The sequence below is a fragment of the Streptomyces sp. NBRC 110611 genome (genome assembly GCF_001590865.1).
Lineage (GTDB): Bacteria > Actinomycetota > Actinomycetes > Streptomycetales > Streptomycetaceae > Streptomyces.
The window spans coordinates 128576-144437 of record NZ_BBUY01000005.1 but is presented as its reverse complement, the minus strand read 5'-3'; the positions used below and the strand labels follow the sequence as shown (position 1 = coordinate 144437).

The window sequence follows — 15862 nt, the reverse complement described above, 5'->3', positions numbered from 1 at the left end:
GCTAGACAAGCCCACCAGCGCCGAGAAGCGATCCGCGCCCTTATAGGGGCCGGGCCGGAAAAGTAGGGGATGCCCCGGCACGTTCTCGGGTACCTCCCGCCCCGCCCGCTTGCTACGTTGCCGACGCGTCCGGCATCCGCCGCTCCCGCGCCGCAGCGCCGCACCGTCACGCCACCACGGACAGAGAGCATCCATGCACACAGCAGACACGGCCCGGACCGCCGCGCCGGTACCGTTCCCCTTCGCCGACGCGCCCGAGGCCTGCCTGCCCGCTCCCGGACTGGCCGAGGCCCGCGCCACGCACCCCGTGCTCCAGGTGAAGCTGCCCGACGGCACGCCGGCCTGGCTGGTCACCCGCTACGCCGACGTCCGCCGGATCCTGACCGACCCCCGCTTCAGCAGCCGGCTCACCGCCGCTCGCCCCGAGGTCGCGGAGACCGAGCACGGCGCCCTGATCAGCCAGTCCCTGGTCGGCATGGACGCCCCCGAGCACACCCGGATCCGCCGGCTGGTCTCCCGCGCCTTCAGCGCCCGCCGCGTGGAGGGGATGCGGCCCACCGTGGCCGCCCTGGTCGAGGAGCGCCTGGACGCGCTGGAGACCCTGCCCCGCCCGGTCGACCTGGTCCGGCACTTCGCCACGCCGATCCCCAACGCGGTGATCTGCGGCATGCTCGGCGTCCCCGCCGCGGACCACGACGACTTCCAGAAGTGGTCGGCGGCGCTCATCGACTGGCTGCGCGACGAGCGGGAGCGCAACGCCGCCACCGTCGCGCTCAAGGCGTACTTCACCGAGCTGATCGCCGCCAAGCGCGCGGAACCCGGCGACGACCTGATGACCGAGCTGATCGCCGCCCGCGACGAGGGCGACAAGCTCTCCGAGAGCGAGCTGATCGCCCAGTGCGTCGGGCTGCTGAGCGCGGGCAACGACACCACGGCCAGCCTGATCACCATGTTCCTGGTGACGCTGCTGCGCCGCCCCGAGGAGATCGAGCGGCTGCGCACCGACCCGGACGCGATCCCGCGCGCCGTGGAGGAGCTGCTGCGCTTCGTGCCCCTGGTGATGAGCGGGGCCAGCGGACCGCGGCTGACCACCGAGGAGGTCGAGCTCTCCGGGGTGACGATCCCCGCGGGCAAGCTCGTCCTGCCCGCCCTGGCCGCCGCCAACCGCGACCCGCTGGCGTTCCCGGACCCCGAACGCCTCGACCTGACCCGCACCGACAACCAGCACCTGGGCTTCGGCGCCGGAATCCACTACTGTCTGGGCGCCCAGCTGGCTCGCGTGCAGCTCCAGGAGGCGCTGAAGGGTCTGCTGCACCGGATGCCGGCGCTGCGCCTGGCGGTGCCCGGGTCCGCCCTGCGGATGAAGCCCGGCTCGGCGATCAGCAGCCTGGAGTCCCTGCCCGTCGAGTGGTGAGAGTCTCGCCTCATACGGTTCTCGGTCCGGCCCGGCGGTCTGGATTGGCGCGTGTTTCGCCTCACACATGGTTGCGCGCCGTGCCCAGCTCGTTCTCGGTCCGGCCCGGCGGTCTGGATTGGCGCGTGTTTCGCCCGTATGGCACACTGCATGGGTTGCTCGGTTGAGTGCCGATGCTGCGCGCCTCCCGCCGGGAGGACCGGAAGCGAGTCCCAGGTATTCGTCGTCCCTTCTCAGGGTCGGAAATACGGGAATCTTCCGGGAAGCGTCAGCGGGGTGCCTCGGCCAGGCGCCCGGTGGGTGTTCTTCCCCTGCCTCTTCCTTCTTGAAGGATCTCCTGTGCGGGGAGCTACGAGAAGGGGCGCGACACGCCCGACCGCGTGGGTCGAAGGGTCGGAGAAGAGTGTTGTCCCCGCCGGGTCCCAGAGCGTTACGAGAGACAGGACTACGAAGTAGCCATGGCGGGACAGAAGATCCGCATCCGGCTCAAGGCCTACGACCACGAGGTCATCGACTCCTCGGCGAAGAAGATCGTCGAGACGGTGACCCGCACTGGTGCGTCGGTCGCGGGCCCGGTGCCGCTGCCCACTGAGAAGAACGTGTACTGCGTCATCAAGTCGCCGCACAAGTACAAGGACTCGCGCGAGCACTTCGAGATGCGCACGCACAAGCGCCTGATCGACATCCTCGACCCGACGCCCAAGACCGTTGACTCGCTGATGCGCCTGGACCTTCCGGCCGGCGTTGACATCGAGATCAAGCTCTGAGAGGCGCGGAAGAGATGGCTAAGCAGATCAAGGGCATCCTGGGCGAGAAGCTCGGCATGACCCAGGTCTGGGACGAGAACAACCGTGTCGTCCCGGTGACCGTGGTGAAGGCCGGCCCCTGCGTCGTTACCCAGGTGCGCACCAATGACAAGGACGGCTACGACTCCGTCCAGATCGCCTTCGGCGAGATCGACCCGCGCAAGGTGAACAAGCCCCTCAAGGGCCACTTCGCGAAGGCCGACGTCACCCCCCGTCGTCACCTCGTCGAGGTCCGTACCACGGATGCGTCCGAGTACACCCTCGGCCAGGAGCTGACCGCTGAGACCTTCGAGTCCGGCGCCAAGGTGGACGTGACCGGCAAGAGCAAGGGCAAGGGCTTCGCCGGTGTCATGAAGCGTCACGGCTTCGGCGGCGGCAAGGCCTCGCACGGTGCGCACCGCGTGCACCGTAAGCCGGGCTCCATCGGTGGCTGCGCCACCCCGGGCCGCGTGTTCAAGGGCATGCGGATGGCCGGCCGTATGGGCAATGAGCGGGTCACCACCCAGAACCTGACCGTCCACGCCGTTGACGCGGAGAAGGGTCTGCTGCTCATCAAGGGCGCAGTTCCTGGTCCGAACGGCGGCCTCGTCCTGGTCCGTACCGCGGCCAAGGGGGCCTGAGGTAACCGATGAGCACCATTGACATCCTTTCGCCGGCAGGCGACAAGGCCGGGTCCGTCGAGCTCCCCGCGGAGATCTTCGACGCCAAGGTCAGCGTTCCGCTGATCCACCAGGTCGTTGTCGCGCAGCTGGCCGCGGCCCGTCAGGGCACGCACAAGACCAAGACCCGCGGCGAGGTCCGCGGCGGTGGCAAGAAGCCGTACCGCCAGAAGGGCACCGGCCGGGCGCGTCAGGGTTCGACCCGTGCGCCGCAGTTCGCCGGCGGTGGCATCGTCCACGGCCCCGTGCCGCGTGACTACAGCCAGCGGACCCCGAAGAAGATGAAGGCCGCCGCCCTGCGCGGTGCCCTCACCGACCGGGCCCGCCACAGCCGCATCCACGTCGTTTCCGGCGTGGTCGAGGGCGCGGTTTCCACCAAGGCCGCCAAGTCCCTGCTGGGCAAGGTCAGCGAGCGCAAGAACGTGCTCCTGGTCGCCGAGCGCAGCGACGAGGCCGCGTGGCTCTCCGCCCGCAACCTGCCCCAGGTCCACATCCTGGAGCCGGGCCAGCTGAACACGTACGACGTGCTCGTCTCCGACGACGTGGTCTTCACCAAGGCCGCCTTCGAGTCCTTCGTGTCTGGCCCCAAGGCCAACGCTGAGACCGAAGGGAGCGACGCCTGATGACCGAGGCCGTCGTCACCAGCAAGACCTTCACCGACCCGCGTGACGTGCTCGTCAAGCCGGTCGTGTCGGAGAAGAGCTACGCGCTGCTGGACGAGAACAAGTACACGTTCGTCGTCGACCCGCGTGCCAACAAGACCCAGATCAAGCAGGCCGTCGAGGCGGTCTTCTCGGTCAAGGTCACCGGGGTCAACACGATCAACCGGCAGGGCAAGCGCAAGCGCACCCGCACCGGTTTCGGTAAGCGCGCCAACACCAAGCGCGCCATCGTGACCCTCGCCGAGGGCGACCGTATCGACATCTTCGGCGGCCCGGTCTCCTAACGGAGTCCGAGTCGTCCGGAATCGGACGAGGACTGAGAAATGGGTATCCGCAAGTACAAGCCGACGACCCCGGGCCGTCGTGGCTCCAGCGTCGCCGACTTTGTCGAGATCACGCGGTCCACGCCGGAGAAGTCGCTGGTCCGCCCGCTGCACAGCAAGGGCGGCCGTAACAACGCCGGTCGTGTGACCGTTCGCCACCAGGGCGGTGGCCACAAGCGCGCCTACCGCGTGATCGACTTCCGTCGTCACGACAAGGACGGCGTGCCGGCCAAGGTCGCGCACATCGAGTACGACCCGAACCGCACCGCGCGCATCGCGCTGCTGCACTACGCAGACGGCGAGAAGCGCTACATCATCGCGCCCCGTGGCCTGAGCCAGGGTGACCGGATTGAGAACGGCCCCGGTGCCGACATCAAGCCCGGCAACAACCTGCCGCTGCGCCACATCCCCGTGGGTACGACGATCCACGCGATCGAGCTGCGTCCGGGCGGCGGTGCGAAGTTCGCCCGCTCGGCCGGTGCCTCCGTGCAGCTGCTGGCGAGGGAGGGCTCGATGGCCCACCTTCGTATGCCGTCCGGTGAGATCCGCCTGGTCGACGTGCGCTGCCGCGCCACCGTCGGCGAGGTCGGCAACGCCGAGCAGTCGAACATCAACTGGGGCAAGGCCGGCCGTATGCGCTGGAAGGGCGTCCGCCCGACCGTGCGTGGTGTCGTGATGAACCCGGTCGACCACCCGCACGGTGGTGGTGAGGGCAAGACCTCCGGTGGTCGCCACCCGGTCTCGCCGTGGGGCAAGAAGGAGGGTCGTACTCGCTCGCCGAAGAAGGCCAGCAACAAGTACATCGTCCGCCGCCGCAAGACGAACAAGAAGCGCTAGGAGCGGGTTTAGATGCCGCGCAGTCTCAAGAAGGGGCCCTTCGTCGACGACCACCTCGCCAAGAAGGTGGATGTCCAGAACGAAGCCGGCACCAAGAACGTCATCAAGACCTGGTCCCGCCGCTCGATGATCGTCCCGGCCATGCTCGGCCACACGATCGCGGTGCACGACGGCCGCAAGCACGTCCCGGTGTTCGTCACCGAGTCGATGGTCGGCCACAAGCTCGGCGAGTTCGCGCCGACCCGCACCTTCCGCGGCCACGAGAAGGACGACCGCAAGTCGCGTCGTCGCTGATCGGCGGAGTGCGAAGACTATGACTGACACCGAAGGGACAACCATGGAAGCCAGGGCCCAGGCGCGGTACATCCGCGTCACGCCCATGAAGGCCCGCCGCGTGGTGGACCTCATCCGTGGCATGGATGCCACGGAGGCTCAGGCGGTCCTGCGTTTCGCCCCGCAGGCCGCGAGCGTGCCGGTGGGCAAGGTGCTGGACAGCGCCATTGCCAACGCCGCGCACAACTACGACCACACGGACGCCTCCACGCTGTTCATCAGCGAGGCGTACGTCGACGAGGGCCCGACCCTGAAGCGGTTCCGTCCGCGTGCCCAGGGCCGTGCCTACCGGATCCGCAAGCGGACCAGCCACATCACCGTGGTCGTCAGCAGCAAGGAAGGAACCCGGTAATGGGCCAGAAGGTAAACCCGCACGGGTTCCGGCTCGGCGTCACGACGGACTTCAAGTCCCGCTGGTACGCCGACAAGCTGTACAAGGACTACGTCAAGGAAGACGTCGCCATTCGTCGCATGATGACGAAGGGCATGGAGCGCGCCGGTATCTCCAAGGTGGAGATCGAGCGCACCCGTGAGCGCGTCCGCGTCGACATCCACACCGCTCGCCCGGGCATCGTCATCGGCCGCCGCGGCGCCGAGGCCGACCGCATCCGCGGTGAGCTGGAGAAGCTGACCGGCAAGCAGGTCCAGCTGAACATCCTCGAGGTCAAGAACCCCGAGACCGATGCCCAGCTGGTGGCCCAGGCCGTCGCCGAGCAGCTGTCCTCCCGCGTCTCCTTCCGTCGCGCCATGCGCAAGAGCATGCAGTCGACGATGAAGGCCGGCGCCAAGGGCATCAAGATCCAGTGCGGTGGCCGTCTCGGCGGTGCCGAGATGTCCCGCTCGGAGTTCTACCGCGAGGGCCGGGTGCCCCTGCACACGCTCCGCGCGAACGTCGACTACGGCTTCTTCGAGGCCAAGACCACCTTCGGCCGGATCGGCGTGAAGGTCTGGATCTACAAGGGCGACGTCAAGAACATCGCCGAGGTGCGTGCCGAGAACGCCGCCGCCCGTGCGGGCAACCGCCCGGCCCGCGGCGGCAGCGACCGCCCGCGTCGTGGTGGCGAGCGCGGCGGCCGCGGCCGCAAGCCGCAGCAGTCCGCCGCTGCCGAGGCCCCCAAGGCCGAGGCCGCTGCCGCTGCTCCGGCGGAGACCCCCGGAACGGAGGCCTGACCGACATGCTGATCCCTCGCAGGGTCAAGCACCGCAAGCAGCACCACCCGAAGCGCCACGGCATGGCCAAGGGTGGCACCGAGCTGGCCTTCGGTGAGTACGGAATCCAGGCCGTCACCCCGGCCTACGTGACGAACCGGCAGATCGAGTCCGCTCGTATCGCCATGACCCGTCACATCAAGCGTGGCGGCAAGGTGTGGATCAACATCTACCCCGACCGTCCGCTGACGAAGAAGCCGGCCGAGACCCGCATGGGTTCCGGTAAGGGTTCTCCGGAGTGGTGGGTCGCGAACGTCAAGCCCGGTCGGGTGATGTTCGAGCTGTCCTTCCCGAACGAAAAGGTTGCTAAGGAGGCGCTGACCCGCGCCGCCCACAAGCTTCCGATGAAGTGCCGGATCGTCCGGCGCGAGGCAGGTGAGTCGTGATGGCGGCCGGTACCAAGGCGACCGAGCTGCGCGAGCTGAGCAACGAGGACCTCGTTGCCAAGCTTCGTGAGGCCAAGGAGGAGCTGTTCAACCTCCGCTTCCAGGCGGCGACCGGACAGCTCGAGAACCACGGCCGGCTGAAGGCCGTCCGCAAGGACATCGCCCGGATCTACACCCTGATGCGTGAGCGCGAGCTGGGCATCGAGACGGTGGAGAGCGCCTGATGAGCGAGAAGAATGTGACTGAGACGAACGAGCGCGGTTTCCGCAAGACCCGTGAGGGTCTGGTCGTCAGCGACAAGATGGACAAGACCGTCGTCGTCGCCGTCGAGGACCGCGTCAAGCACGCGCTGTACGGCAAGGTCATCCGCCGTACCAACAAGCTCAAGGCGCACGACGAGCAGAACGCCGCGGGTGTCGGCGACCGCGTCCTCCTCATGGAGACCCGGCCGCTGTCCGCGACGAAGCGCTGGCGCGTCGTCGAGATCCTCGAGAAGGCCAAGTAATTCTCCGAGGGGTATTCCCTCGGAGTTCGTTCCGCCAGGCTCCCGGGGCAGTTCGCTGAACTGCCCCGGGGGAACCGGCAGACAAACAGGAGATAGACGTGATCCAGCAGGAGTCGCGACTGCGTGTCGCCGACAACACTGGTGCGAAGGAAATCCTTTGCATCCGTGTTCTCGGTGGTTCCGGTCGCCGCTACGCGGGCATCGGTGACGTCATCGTTGCCACCGTCAAGGACGCGATCCCCGGTGGCAACGTGAAGAAGGGTGACGTCGTCAAGGCGGTCATCGTTCGTACCGTCAAGGAGCGCCGCCGTCCGGACGGCTCGTACATCCGCTTCGACGAGAACGCGGCCGTCATCCTCAAGAACGATGGCGACCCCCGCGGCACCCGTATCTTCGGCCCCGTGGGCCGTGAGCTGCGCGAGAAGAAGTTCATGAAGATCATCTCGCTCGCGCCGGAGGTGCTGTAACCGATGAAGATCAAGAAGGGCGACCTGGTCCAGGTCATCACCGGTAAGGACAAGGGCAAGCAGGGCAAGGTCATCCAGGCCTTCCCCCGCGAGGACCGCGTCCTGGTCGAGGGTGTCAACCGGGTCAAGAAGCACACCAAGGCCGGACAGACCGCTCGTGGTTCGAAGACCGGCGGCATCGTGACGACCGAGGCCCCCGTCCACGTCTCCAACGTCCAGCTGGTCGTGGAGAAGGACGGCAAGAAGGTCGTCACCCGCGTCGGGTACCGCTTCGACGACGAGGGCAACAAGATCCGCGTTGCCAAGCGGACCGGTGAGGACATCTGATGACTGCCACCACCAACGCGCCGCGTCTCAAGACGCGCTACCGCGAAGAGATCGCCGGGAAGCTGAAGGACGAGTTCTCCTACGAGAACGTCATGCAGATCCCCGGTCTGACCAAGATCGTGGTCAACATGGGTGTGGGCGACGCCGCCCGCGACTCCAAGCTGATCGAGGGCGCCATCCGCGACCTCACCACGATCACCGGCCAGAAGCCGGCCGTCACCAAGGCCCGTAAGTCCATCGCGCAGTTCAAGCTGCGCGAGGGCCAGCCGATCGGTGCCCACGTCACCCTCCGCGGTGACCGCATGTGGGAGTTCCTGGACCGCCTGCTGTCGCTGGCGCTGCCGCGCATCCGCGACTTCCGTGGTCTGTCCCCGAAGCAGTTCGACGGTCGGGGCAACTACACCTTCGGTCTCACGGAGCAGGTCATGTTCCACGAGATCGACCAGGACAAGATCGACCGTACCCGGGGTATGGACATCACCGTGGTCACCACGGCGACCAACGACGACGAGGGCCGCGCCCTCCTTCGTCACCTCGGCTTCCCGTTCAAGGAGGCGTGAGCATGGCGAAGAAGGCTCTGATCGCCAAGGCTGCCCGCAAGCCCAAGTTCGGCGTGCGCGCGTACACCCGCTGCCAGCGCTGCGGTCGTCCGCACTCCGTGTACCGCAAGTTCGGCCTGTGCCGCGTGTGCCTTCGTGAGATGGCTCACCGTGGCGAGCTGCCGGGCGTGACCAAGAGCTCCTGGTAATCCCCCAGTTGGGATTCCCCGGAGACTCTCGGTAAGCAATCGGTCGGCGGGCGCCCCGTCCCCTTTCCCGTAGGGTGGAGGGGTTTGGGCGCCCCGCCGCCCGAGACCGACCGCGGGCCGAGCCCGCATAACGTCGCTTACTACGCCGTAGGTCCCCGCGCCGCACCCGTCCCGACGAAAGATCGGGGAGAGGGATGGCGCAGATAGGAAACCCCGGCGAGAGAGGCCGAAGGCCAATTCATGACCATGACTGACCCCATCGCAGACATGCTGACCCGTCTGCGGAACGCGAACTCGGCGTACCACGACACCGTGACGATGCCGCACAGCAAGATCAAGGCGCACATCGCGGAGATCCTCCAGCAGGAGGGTTACATCACCGGCTGGCGTGTCGAGGACGCCGAGGTTGGCAAGAACCTCGTCCTCGACCTGAAGTTCGGTCCCAACCGCGAGCGCTCGATCGCCGGTATCAAGCGGATCTCGAAGCCGGGCCTGCGGGTCTACGCAAAGTCCACCAACCTGCCGAAGGTGCTCGGCGGCCTGGGCGTGGCGATCATCTCCACGTCGCACGGTCTCCTCACCGGCCAGCAGGCGCAGAAGAAGGGCGTGGGTGGGGAAGTCCTCGCCTACGTCTGGTAACCCGGGAACGGAGGAAGAGCTAATGTCGCGCATTGGCAAGCTGCCCATCCAGGTTCCCGCTGGTGTGGACGTCACTATCGAGGGCCGCACGGTCAACGTGAAGGGTCCCAAGGGCTCCCTTTCGCACACCGTCGCGGCGCCCATCGAGGTCGCCAAGGGTGAGGACGGCGTCATCAACGTCACCCGCCCGAACGACGAGCGTCAGAACAAGGCCCTGCACGGCCTGTCCCGCACGCTGGTGGCGAACATGATCACCGGTGTGACCCAGGGCTACAGCAAGAACCTTGAGATCAGCGGTGTCGGTTACCGCGTCCAGGCCAAGGGCTCCAACCTGGAGTTCTCCCTGGGCTACAGCCACCCGATCCTGATCGAGGCCCCCGAGGGCATCTCGTTCAAGGTCGAGTCCCCGACCAAGCTCAGCGTCGAGGGCATCGACAAGCAGAAGGTCGGCGAGGTGGCGGCGAACATCCGCAAGCTGCGCAAGCCTGACCCGTACAAGGCCAAGGGCGTCAAGTACGCCGGCGAGGTCATCCGCCGCAAGGTCGGAAAGGCTGGTAAGTAAGCCATGGCATACGGTGTGAAGATCGCGAAGGGTGACGCCTACAAGCGCGCCGCCGCCAAGCGTCGCCACATCCGCATCCGCAAGCGGATTTCGGGTACCGCGGAGCGTCCCCGTCTGGTCGTGACGCGGTCCAACCGCGGCATCTTCGCCCAGGTCATCGACGACATCAAGGGCCACACGCTGGCCTCTGCGTCGACCCTGGACGCGTCGATCCGTGGTGGCGAGGGCGACAAGAGCGCCCAGGCCAAGAAGGTCGGCGCCCTGGTTGCCGAGCGTGCCAAGGCCGCCGGTGTCGAGGCCGTCGTGTTCGACCGCGGTGGCAAGCAGTACGCCGGGCGGATTGCCGCTCTGGCCGACGCCGCCCGCGAAGCCGGGCTGAAGTTCTGAGCCCCGGTTCCGGAGCTAGCGGACGTAACAGAGAGAGGTAATTCCAATGGCTGGACCCCAGCGCCGCGGGAGCGGTGCCGGTGGCGGCGAGCGGCGGGACCGGAAGGGTCGCGACGGTGGCGCTGCCGCCGAGAAGACCGCGTACGTTGAGCGCGTTGTCGCGATCAACCGCGTCGCCAAGGTTGTCAAGGGTGGTCGTCGTTTCAGCTTCACCGCGCTGGTCGTGGTGGGCGACGGTGACGGCACCGTAGGTGTCGGTTACGGCAAGGCCAAGGAAGTTCCGGCTGCCATCGCCAAGGGCGTGGAAGAGGCCAAGAAGAACTTCTTCAAGGTCCCCCGTATCCAGGGCACCATCCCGCACCCGATCCAGGGCGAGAAGGCCGCGGGCGTCGTCCTGCTCAAGCCGGCTTCCCCCGGTACCGGTGTGATCGCCGGTGGCCCCGTGCGTGCCGTTCTGGAGTGCGCGGGCATCCACGACGTACTGAGCAAGTCGCTCGGTTCGGCGAACCCGATCAACATCGTGCACGCCACGGTGACCGCGCTTCAGGGCCTTCAGCGCCCCGAGGAGATCGCGGCCCGTCGTGGCCTGCCGCTGGAGGACGTTGCTCCCGCCGCTCTGCTGCGGGCGCGGGCTGGGGTGAGCGCGTAATGGCTCGCCTCGAGATCACCCAGATCAAGTCCATCATCGGCAGCAAGCAGAACCACCGCGACACCCTGCGTTCGCTCGGTCTGAAGAAGATCAACGACGTGGTTGTCAAGGAGGACCGTCCCGAGTACCGCGGCATGGTGCACACCGTCCGCCACCTCGTGTCGGTCAAGGAGGTCGACTGACATGGCGGAGACCAACCCGCTGAAGGTCCACAACCTCCGGCCCGCCCCGGGCGCCAAGACCGCCAAGACCCGTGTCGGTCGTGGTGAGGCGTCCAAGGGTAAGACCGCTGGTCGTGGTACCAAGGGCACCAAGGCCCGTTACCAGGTTCCGGAGCGCTTCGAGGGTGGGCAGATGCCCCTCCACATGCGCCTCCCGAAGCTGAAGGGCTTCAAGAACCCCGCTCACAAGCAGTTCCAGGTCGTGAACCTGGAGAAGCTGGCCGCGCTCTACCCGCAGGGTGGCGAGGTCACGGTGGCCGACCTGGTCGCCAAGGGCGCGGTGCGCAAGAACGAGCTCGTCAAGGTCCTGGGCCAGGGCGAGATCTCCGTGGCGCTGCAGGTGACGGTTGACGCCGTTTCCGGCTCCGCCAAGGAGAAGATCGCCGCCGCCGGCGGCACCGTCACCGAGCTCATCTGAGTTCGTTGGTTCAACTGACCGGGGATGCCCATCGTTTGGGCATCCCCGGTTGGTCGTTCCACGGGGGTGTGGTCGCCGGTAAGGTGGCATGCACTGTTGTTTTCCGGGGCGAAGGCCCTGGTACCCCGTCCGTGCGGCGCCCGCCGCGCGGCTTTTGGCCGCTACGTATTCGTCGATCCTCAAGACCGTCACCTCCCGCTACGAGGCGGGAGGCGCAGGAGGCACCGTGCTCACCGCGTTCGCCCGAGCGTTCAAGACGCCCGACCTGCGCAAGAAGCTGCTGTTCACATTGGGCATCATCGTGCTCTACCGGATCGGGGCGAGCGTCCCGCTCCCTGGGGTGAACTACGCGAACGTCGAGACCTGCATGAAGCAGGCCGGCGGGAACAGCGGGTTGTTCGCCCTGGTGAACATGTTCAGCGGTGGAGCGCTGTTGCAGATCACGATCTTCGCGCTGGGGATCATGCCGTACATCACGGCGAGCATCATCCTCCAGCTGTTGACCGTCGTGATCCCCCGGCTGGAGGCCCTCAAGAAAGAGGGGCAGACCGGCCAGGCGAAGATCACTCAGTACACCCGTTACCTGACCATGGCGCTCGCCGTCCTGCAGGGCACCGGCCTGGTGGCCACCGCCCGCAGTGGTGCGCTCTTCCAGGCCTGCCCGGTCAGCCGCGAGATCGTGCCGAGCGACTCGATCTTCACCACCGTCACGATGGTCATCACCATGACCGCCGGTACGGCCCTGATCATGTGGCTCGGTGAGCTGGTCACCGACCGCGGGATCGGCAACGGCATGTCGATCCTGATGTTCATCTCGATCGCGGCCGGCTTCCCGACCGCCCTGTGGCAGATCAAGCTCACCGGCAAGCTCGCCGACGGCTGGATCGAGTTCGCGGCGGTGATCGCGGTGGGCCTGGCGATGGTCGCCCTGGTGGTCTTCGTCGAGCAGGCCCAGCGGCGCATCCCGGTGCAGTACGCGAAGCGGATGATCGGGCGCCGGTCCTACGGCGGTACCTCCACGTACATCCCGCTCAAGGTGAACCAGGCGGGCGTGATCCCCGTCATCTTCGCGTCGTCGCTGCTCTACATCCCGGCGCTCATCGCCCAGTTCAGCGGGTCGCAGGCGGAGTGGGCGACCTGGATCGCCACCAACTTCACCAAGGGGAACCACCCCGTCTACATCGTCACGTACTTCCTGCTGATCGTGTTCTTCGCGTTCTTCTATGTCGCCATCAGCTTCAACCCCGAAGAAGTTGCCGACAACATGAAGAAGTATGGTGGCTTCATCCCGGGAATCCGGGCTGGTCGCCCGACGGCCGAGTACCTCAGCTACGTGCTCAACCGGATCACGTGGCCGGGCTCGCTGTATCTGGGGCTGATCGCGCTCGTACCAACAGTGGCGTTGGTGCTGTTCAACGCGAACCAGAACTTCCCGTTCGGCGGGACGAGCATCCTCATCATCGTGGGTGTGGGTCTGGAGACCGTGAAGCAGATCGAGAGCCAGCTCCAGCAGCGCAACTACGAAGGGTTCCTCCGCTGATGCGAATCGTCCTCGTCGGACCTCCGGGAGCCGGCAAGGGTACGCAGGCCGCGTACCTCGCCCGGAACCTCGCGATCCCGCACATCTCCACGGGGGACCTGTTCCGCGCCAACATCAGCCAGGGCACGCCCCTGGGTGTCGAGGCGAAGTCCTACATGGACGCCGGCAACCTGGTGCCCGACTCGGTCACCATCGGTATGGCCGAGGACCGCATGGAGCAGGCCGACGCCGCCGAGGGCTTCCTCCTCGACGGCTTCCCGCGCAACCTCGGCCAGGCCGAGGCGCTGGACGCGTACCTCAAGAGCCACAGCCTCAAGCTGGACGCCGTCCTGGACCTGGAGGTCCCGGAGGACGAGGTCGTCAAGCGGATCGCCGGCCGGCGCATCTGCCGCAAGGACAGCGGCCACGTCTTCCACGCCGAGTACAACAAGCCGAAGACCGAGGGCGTCTGCGACGTCTGCGGCGGCGAGCTGTACCAGCGGGACGACGACCGTGAGGAGACCGTCCGCAAGCGGCTGGAGGTCTACCACACGGAGACCGAGCCGATCATCGACTACTACAAGGCCCAGGACCTGGTCGTGACGATCCCGGCCCTCGGCAAGGTGGACGAGGTCACGGAGCGCGCGATGGCGGCGCTCCGCTCCGGCGAGTAGCCGGCAGCAGACTCCGTACGGCCGCGGTTGCCCCGCAGGGGTACCGCGGCCGTACTGTTGGTCAGAACAGACGCAGGACTGGTCGGAACAGACTCAGGACGAGAGCGAAGGCGGACGGGCCCGGCATGGTGGAGATCAAGACCCCCGAGCAGATCGCGAAGATGCGCGAGGCGGGGCTGGTGGTCGCCGCCATCCACGCGGCGACCCGGGAGGCCGCGGTGCCCGGCGCCACGACCAAGGACCTGGACGACGCGGCGCGCAAGGTGATCGCCGAGCACGGCGCGAAGTCGAACTTCCTCGGCTACGGCGGCTTCCCCGCGACGATCTGCACCTCCGTGAACGACGTCGTGGTCCACGGCATCCCCGACACCGAGACGGTGCTCCAGAACGGGGACATCATCTCCATCGACGCCGGCGCGATCATCGACGGCTGGCACGGTGACGCCGCGTACACGGCATTCGTCGGGTCCGGTCACTCCGCGGAGCTCGTCGAGCTCAGCCGGGTGACCGAGGAGTCGATGTGGGCCGGTATCGCCGCGGTCCGCAAGGGCAACCGCCTGGTCGACATCTCCCGGGCCATCGAGGGCTACATCCGCCGCCAGCCCCGCCCGTCCTGCGGCAAGTACGGCATCGTCGAGGACTACGGCGGCCACGGCATCGGCTCGCAGATGCACATGGACCCGCATCTGCTGAACTACGTCGAGCGCAGGCGCGGCCGCGGCCCCAAGCTGGTGCCCGGCTTCTGCATCGCGATCGAGCCGATGATCAACCTCGGTACGCCCAAGACCCACGTCCTCGAGGACGACTGGACGGTCAAGTCGGACGACGGCAGCTGGTCCTCGCACTGGGAGCACTCCGTCGCGCTGACCGAGAACGGCCCGCTGGTCCTCACGGCCCCCGACGGCGGCAAGGCCAAGCTCGCCGAGTACGGCATCGAGGCCGCGCCGGACCCGCTGGCGTAAGGATCTCCGCGGTGGGCAATAATCCTGGATTCGTCTTTTCCGGGGCGCTGGCGTAGACTGACGCGTCGGCTCTCGTGCATCCGTATGCCCTGAAGGCTCAAGGCCTGGCGGGTGGAAGTTGATGTTCGAGGTCGATCAAGGTAGCCGATTCGAAGGGCGAAGCGTGGCCAAGAAGCAAGGTGCCATCGAGATTGAGGGCACCGTGATCGAGTCCCTGCCGAACGCTATGTTCAAGGTGGAACTCCAGAACGGTCACAAGGTCCTCGCGCACATCAGCGGCAAGATGCGGATGCACTACATCCGTATTCTCCCGGATGACCGGGTCGTGGTGGAGCTTTCTCCGTACGACCTGACGCGTGGCCGGATCGTCTACCGGTACAAGTAGATCTTGTCGCACCCCGCTCCCGTGGGGTGACGGCACCTGACCCGGAGAACCTCACATCCCATGAAGGTCAAGCCGAGCGTCAAGAAGATCTGCGACAAGTGCAAGGTGATCCGCCGCCACGGCCGGGTCATGGTCATCTGCGACAACCTGCGCCACAAGCAGCGCCAGGGCTGACGCACGCCGACCACCTGCAACTTCGCAGTTCGCGCGACGCAAGCACAACACGTACATACGCAGACACCCGACCCCGCACCCGTGTGGGGACGACACCCCCGGCTCGGAGGCCGGGGACCCGGCTCGTAATGCTGCAGAGTCTTACGGGAACGGTGCTGCGGAAGACCTCCGAATAGCCATCAGGAGCCACATCAATGGCACGCCTCGCAGGCGTTGATCTCCCGCGCGAAAAGCGTGTGGAGGTCGCCCTCACCTACGTCTTCGGTATCGGTCGGACGCTCTCGCGTCAGACCCTCGCCGCCACCGGCGTGAACCCGGACACCCGCGTCCGCGACCTGGCCGAGGAAGACCTCGTCAAGATCCGCGAGTACGTCGACAACAACGTCAAGACCGAGGGTGACCTCCGTCGCGAGATCCAGGCCGACATCCGCCGCAAGGTCGAGATCGGCTGCTACCAGGGTCTGCGTCACCGTCGTGGTCTGCCGGTGCACGGTCAGCGCACCAGCACGAACGCCCGTACCCGCAAGGGTCCGCGTCGCGCGATCGCCGGCAAGAAGAAGCCGGGCAAGAAGTAGTCCTCAGCGGACGCCCACCAG

28 protein-coding genes are annotated in these 15862 nt (G+C 66.9%); all 28 read left to right on the top strand.

Annotated elements, in window-relative coordinates; genetic code table 11:
• The first annotated feature begins 193 nt into the window (after nt 1-193).
• Complete coding sequence (locus tag AZE13_RS14025) at nt 194-1414, top strand: cytochrome P450 (protein ID WP_066930873.1); 1221 nt, start codon at nt 194-196, stop codon at nt 1412-1414.
• Nucleotides 1415-1872: 458 nt separating this feature from the next.
• Entirely contained in the window at nt 1873-2181 is a 309-nt protein-coding gene (gene rpsJ, locus AZE13_RS14020; protein ID WP_003948644.1) for a 30S ribosomal protein S10, read from the top strand.
• Nucleotides 2182-2195: 14 nt separating this feature from the next.
• Nucleotides 2196-2840 carry a 50S ribosomal protein L3 gene (rplC, locus tag AZE13_RS14015; protein WP_066930871.1) on the top strand — a complete coding sequence of 215 codons (645 nt, stop codon included), beginning with the start codon at nt 2196-2198 and terminating at the stop codon, nt 2838-2840.
• A gap of 8 nt (nt 2841-2848) precedes the next feature.
• Nucleotides 2849-3502, top strand: a complete 654-nt coding sequence (gene rplD, locus AZE13_RS14010; RefSeq protein ID WP_066930869.1) for a 50S ribosomal protein L4 — start codon at nt 2849-2851, stop codon at nt 3500-3502.
• Nucleotides 3502-3825: a 50S ribosomal protein L23 gene (rplW, locus tag AZE13_RS14005; protein WP_066930868.1), complete on the top strand. Its 324-nt coding sequence runs from the start codon at nt 3502-3504 to the stop codon at nt 3823-3825. The genes rplD and rplW overlap by 1 nt, the downstream gene beginning before the upstream one ends.
• 39 nt (nt 3826-3864) lie before the next feature.
• Nucleotides 3865-4701, top strand: a complete 837-nt coding sequence (gene rplB / locus AZE13_RS14000; RefSeq protein WP_066930866.1) for a 50S ribosomal protein L2 — start codon at nt 3865-3867, stop codon at nt 4699-4701.
• A 12-nt stretch (nt 4702-4713) separates the two neighbouring features.
• Entirely contained in the window at nt 4714-4995 is a 282-nt protein-coding gene (gene rpsS / locus AZE13_RS13995) for a 30S ribosomal protein S19 (protein WP_004571826.1), read from the top strand.
• A gap of 43 nt (nt 4996-5038) precedes the next feature.
• Complete coding sequence (gene rplV / locus AZE13_RS13990; protein ID WP_043264895.1) at nt 5039-5386, top strand: 50S ribosomal protein L22; 348 nt, start codon at nt 5039-5041, stop codon at nt 5384-5386.
• A complete protein-coding gene (gene rpsC / locus AZE13_RS13985; RefSeq protein WP_066930864.1) occupies nt 5386-6204 on the top strand; it encodes a 30S ribosomal protein S3 in 819 nt (272 codons plus the stop codon). The genes rplV and rpsC overlap by 1 nt, the downstream gene beginning before the upstream one ends.
• A gap of 5 nt (nt 6205-6209) precedes the next feature.
• Nucleotides 6210-6629, top strand: a complete 420-nt coding sequence (gene rplP / locus AZE13_RS13980) for a 50S ribosomal protein L16 (RefSeq protein WP_066930862.1) — start codon at nt 6210-6212, stop codon at nt 6627-6629.
• On the top strand, nt 6629-6853 hold the full coding sequence (rpmC, locus tag AZE13_RS13975; protein ID WP_066930861.1) for a 50S ribosomal protein L29: 225 nt from the start codon (nt 6629-6631) through the stop codon (nt 6851-6853). The genes rplP and rpmC overlap by 1 nt, the downstream gene beginning before the upstream one ends.
• Entirely contained in the window at nt 6853-7134 is a 282-nt protein-coding gene (gene rpsQ, locus AZE13_RS13970) for a 30S ribosomal protein S17 (RefSeq protein WP_019888756.1), read from the top strand. The genes rpmC and rpsQ overlap by 1 nt, the downstream gene beginning before the upstream one ends.
• Nucleotides 7135-7232: 98 nt before the next feature.
• Nucleotides 7233-7601 (top strand): 50S ribosomal protein L14, encoded by a 369-nt coding sequence (gene rplN, locus AZE13_RS13965; protein WP_003998823.1) that lies wholly within the window; start codon nt 7233-7235, stop codon nt 7599-7601.
• A gap of 3 nt (nt 7602-7604) precedes the next feature.
• Nucleotides 7605-7928, top strand: a complete 324-nt coding sequence (rplX, locus tag AZE13_RS13960) for a 50S ribosomal protein L24 (protein ID WP_046927446.1) — start codon at nt 7605-7607, stop codon at nt 7926-7928.
• On the top strand, nt 7928-8488 hold the full coding sequence (gene rplE / locus AZE13_RS13955) for a 50S ribosomal protein L5 (RefSeq protein ID WP_016571061.1): 561 nt from the start codon (nt 7928-7930) through the stop codon (nt 8486-8488). Before rplX ends, rplE begins: the two co-directional genes overlap by 1 nt.
• Before the next feature lie 2 nt (nt 8489-8490).
• The gene (locus AZE13_RS13950; protein ID WP_003956452.1) at nt 8491-8676 is read left to right on the top strand and encodes a type Z 30S ribosomal protein S14; all 186 of its coding nucleotides are present in this window, start codon (nt 8491-8493) and stop codon (nt 8674-8676) included.
• A gap of 240 nt (nt 8677-8916) precedes the next feature.
• Entirely contained in the window at nt 8917-9315 is a 399-nt protein-coding gene (gene rpsH / locus AZE13_RS13945) for a 30S ribosomal protein S8 (protein ID WP_066930859.1), read from the top strand.
• 22 nt (nt 9316-9337) lie between these two features.
• Nucleotides 9338-9877: a 50S ribosomal protein L6 gene (gene rplF / locus AZE13_RS13940; RefSeq protein WP_066930857.1), complete on the top strand. Its 540-nt coding sequence runs from the start codon at nt 9338-9340 to the stop codon at nt 9875-9877.
• A 3-nt stretch (nt 9878-9880) separates the two neighbouring features.
• Complete coding sequence (rplR, locus tag AZE13_RS13935) at nt 9881-10264, top strand: 50S ribosomal protein L18 (protein WP_066930855.1); 384 nt, start codon at nt 9881-9883, stop codon at nt 10262-10264.
• 46 nt (nt 10265-10310) lie between these two features.
• Nucleotides 10311-10913: a 30S ribosomal protein S5 gene (rpsE, locus tag AZE13_RS13930; RefSeq protein WP_066930853.1), complete on the top strand. Its 603-nt coding sequence runs from the start codon at nt 10311-10313 to the stop codon at nt 10911-10913.
• A complete protein-coding gene (gene rpmD, locus AZE13_RS13925) occupies nt 10913-11095 on the top strand; it encodes a 50S ribosomal protein L30 (protein ID WP_066930851.1) in 183 nt (60 codons plus the stop codon). Before rpsE ends, rpmD begins: the two co-directional genes overlap by 1 nt.
• A gap of 1 nt (nt 11096) precedes the next feature.
• Complete coding sequence (rplO, locus tag AZE13_RS13920) at nt 11097-11552, top strand: 50S ribosomal protein L15 (RefSeq protein ID WP_066930849.1); 456 nt, start codon at nt 11097-11099, stop codon at nt 11550-11552.
• Nucleotides 11553-11778: 226 nt separating this feature from the next.
• Complete coding sequence (gene secY / locus AZE13_RS13915; RefSeq protein ID WP_066930847.1) at nt 11779-13092, top strand: preprotein translocase subunit SecY; 1314 nt, start codon at nt 11779-11781, stop codon at nt 13090-13092.
• Complete coding sequence (locus AZE13_RS13910) at nt 13092-13745, top strand: adenylate kinase (protein WP_066930845.1); 654 nt, start codon at nt 13092-13094, stop codon at nt 13743-13745. Before secY ends, AZE13_RS13910 begins: the two co-directional genes overlap by 1 nt.
• 125 nt (nt 13746-13870) lie before the next feature.
• Nucleotides 13871-14707 (top strand): type I methionyl aminopeptidase, encoded by an 837-nt coding sequence (gene map / locus AZE13_RS13905; RefSeq protein WP_066930843.1) that lies wholly within the window; start codon nt 13871-13873, stop codon nt 14705-14707.
• Nucleotides 14708-14870: 163 nt separating this feature from the next.
• Entirely contained in the window at nt 14871-15092 is a 222-nt protein-coding gene (infA, locus tag AZE13_RS13900) for a translation initiation factor IF-1 (protein ID WP_003956442.1), read from the top strand.
• Nucleotides 15093-15152: 60 nt separating this feature from the next.
• Nucleotides 15153-15266 (top strand): 50S ribosomal protein L36, encoded by a 114-nt coding sequence (rpmJ, locus tag AZE13_RS13895; protein WP_003956441.1) that lies wholly within the window; start codon nt 15153-15155, stop codon nt 15264-15266.
• 194 nt (nt 15267-15460) lie between these two features.
• The gene (gene rpsM / locus AZE13_RS13890; protein ID WP_066930841.1) at nt 15461-15841 is read left to right on the top strand and encodes a 30S ribosomal protein S13; all 381 of its coding nucleotides are present in this window, start codon (nt 15461-15463) and stop codon (nt 15839-15841) included.
• Nucleotides 15842-15862: the final 21 nt, after the last annotated feature.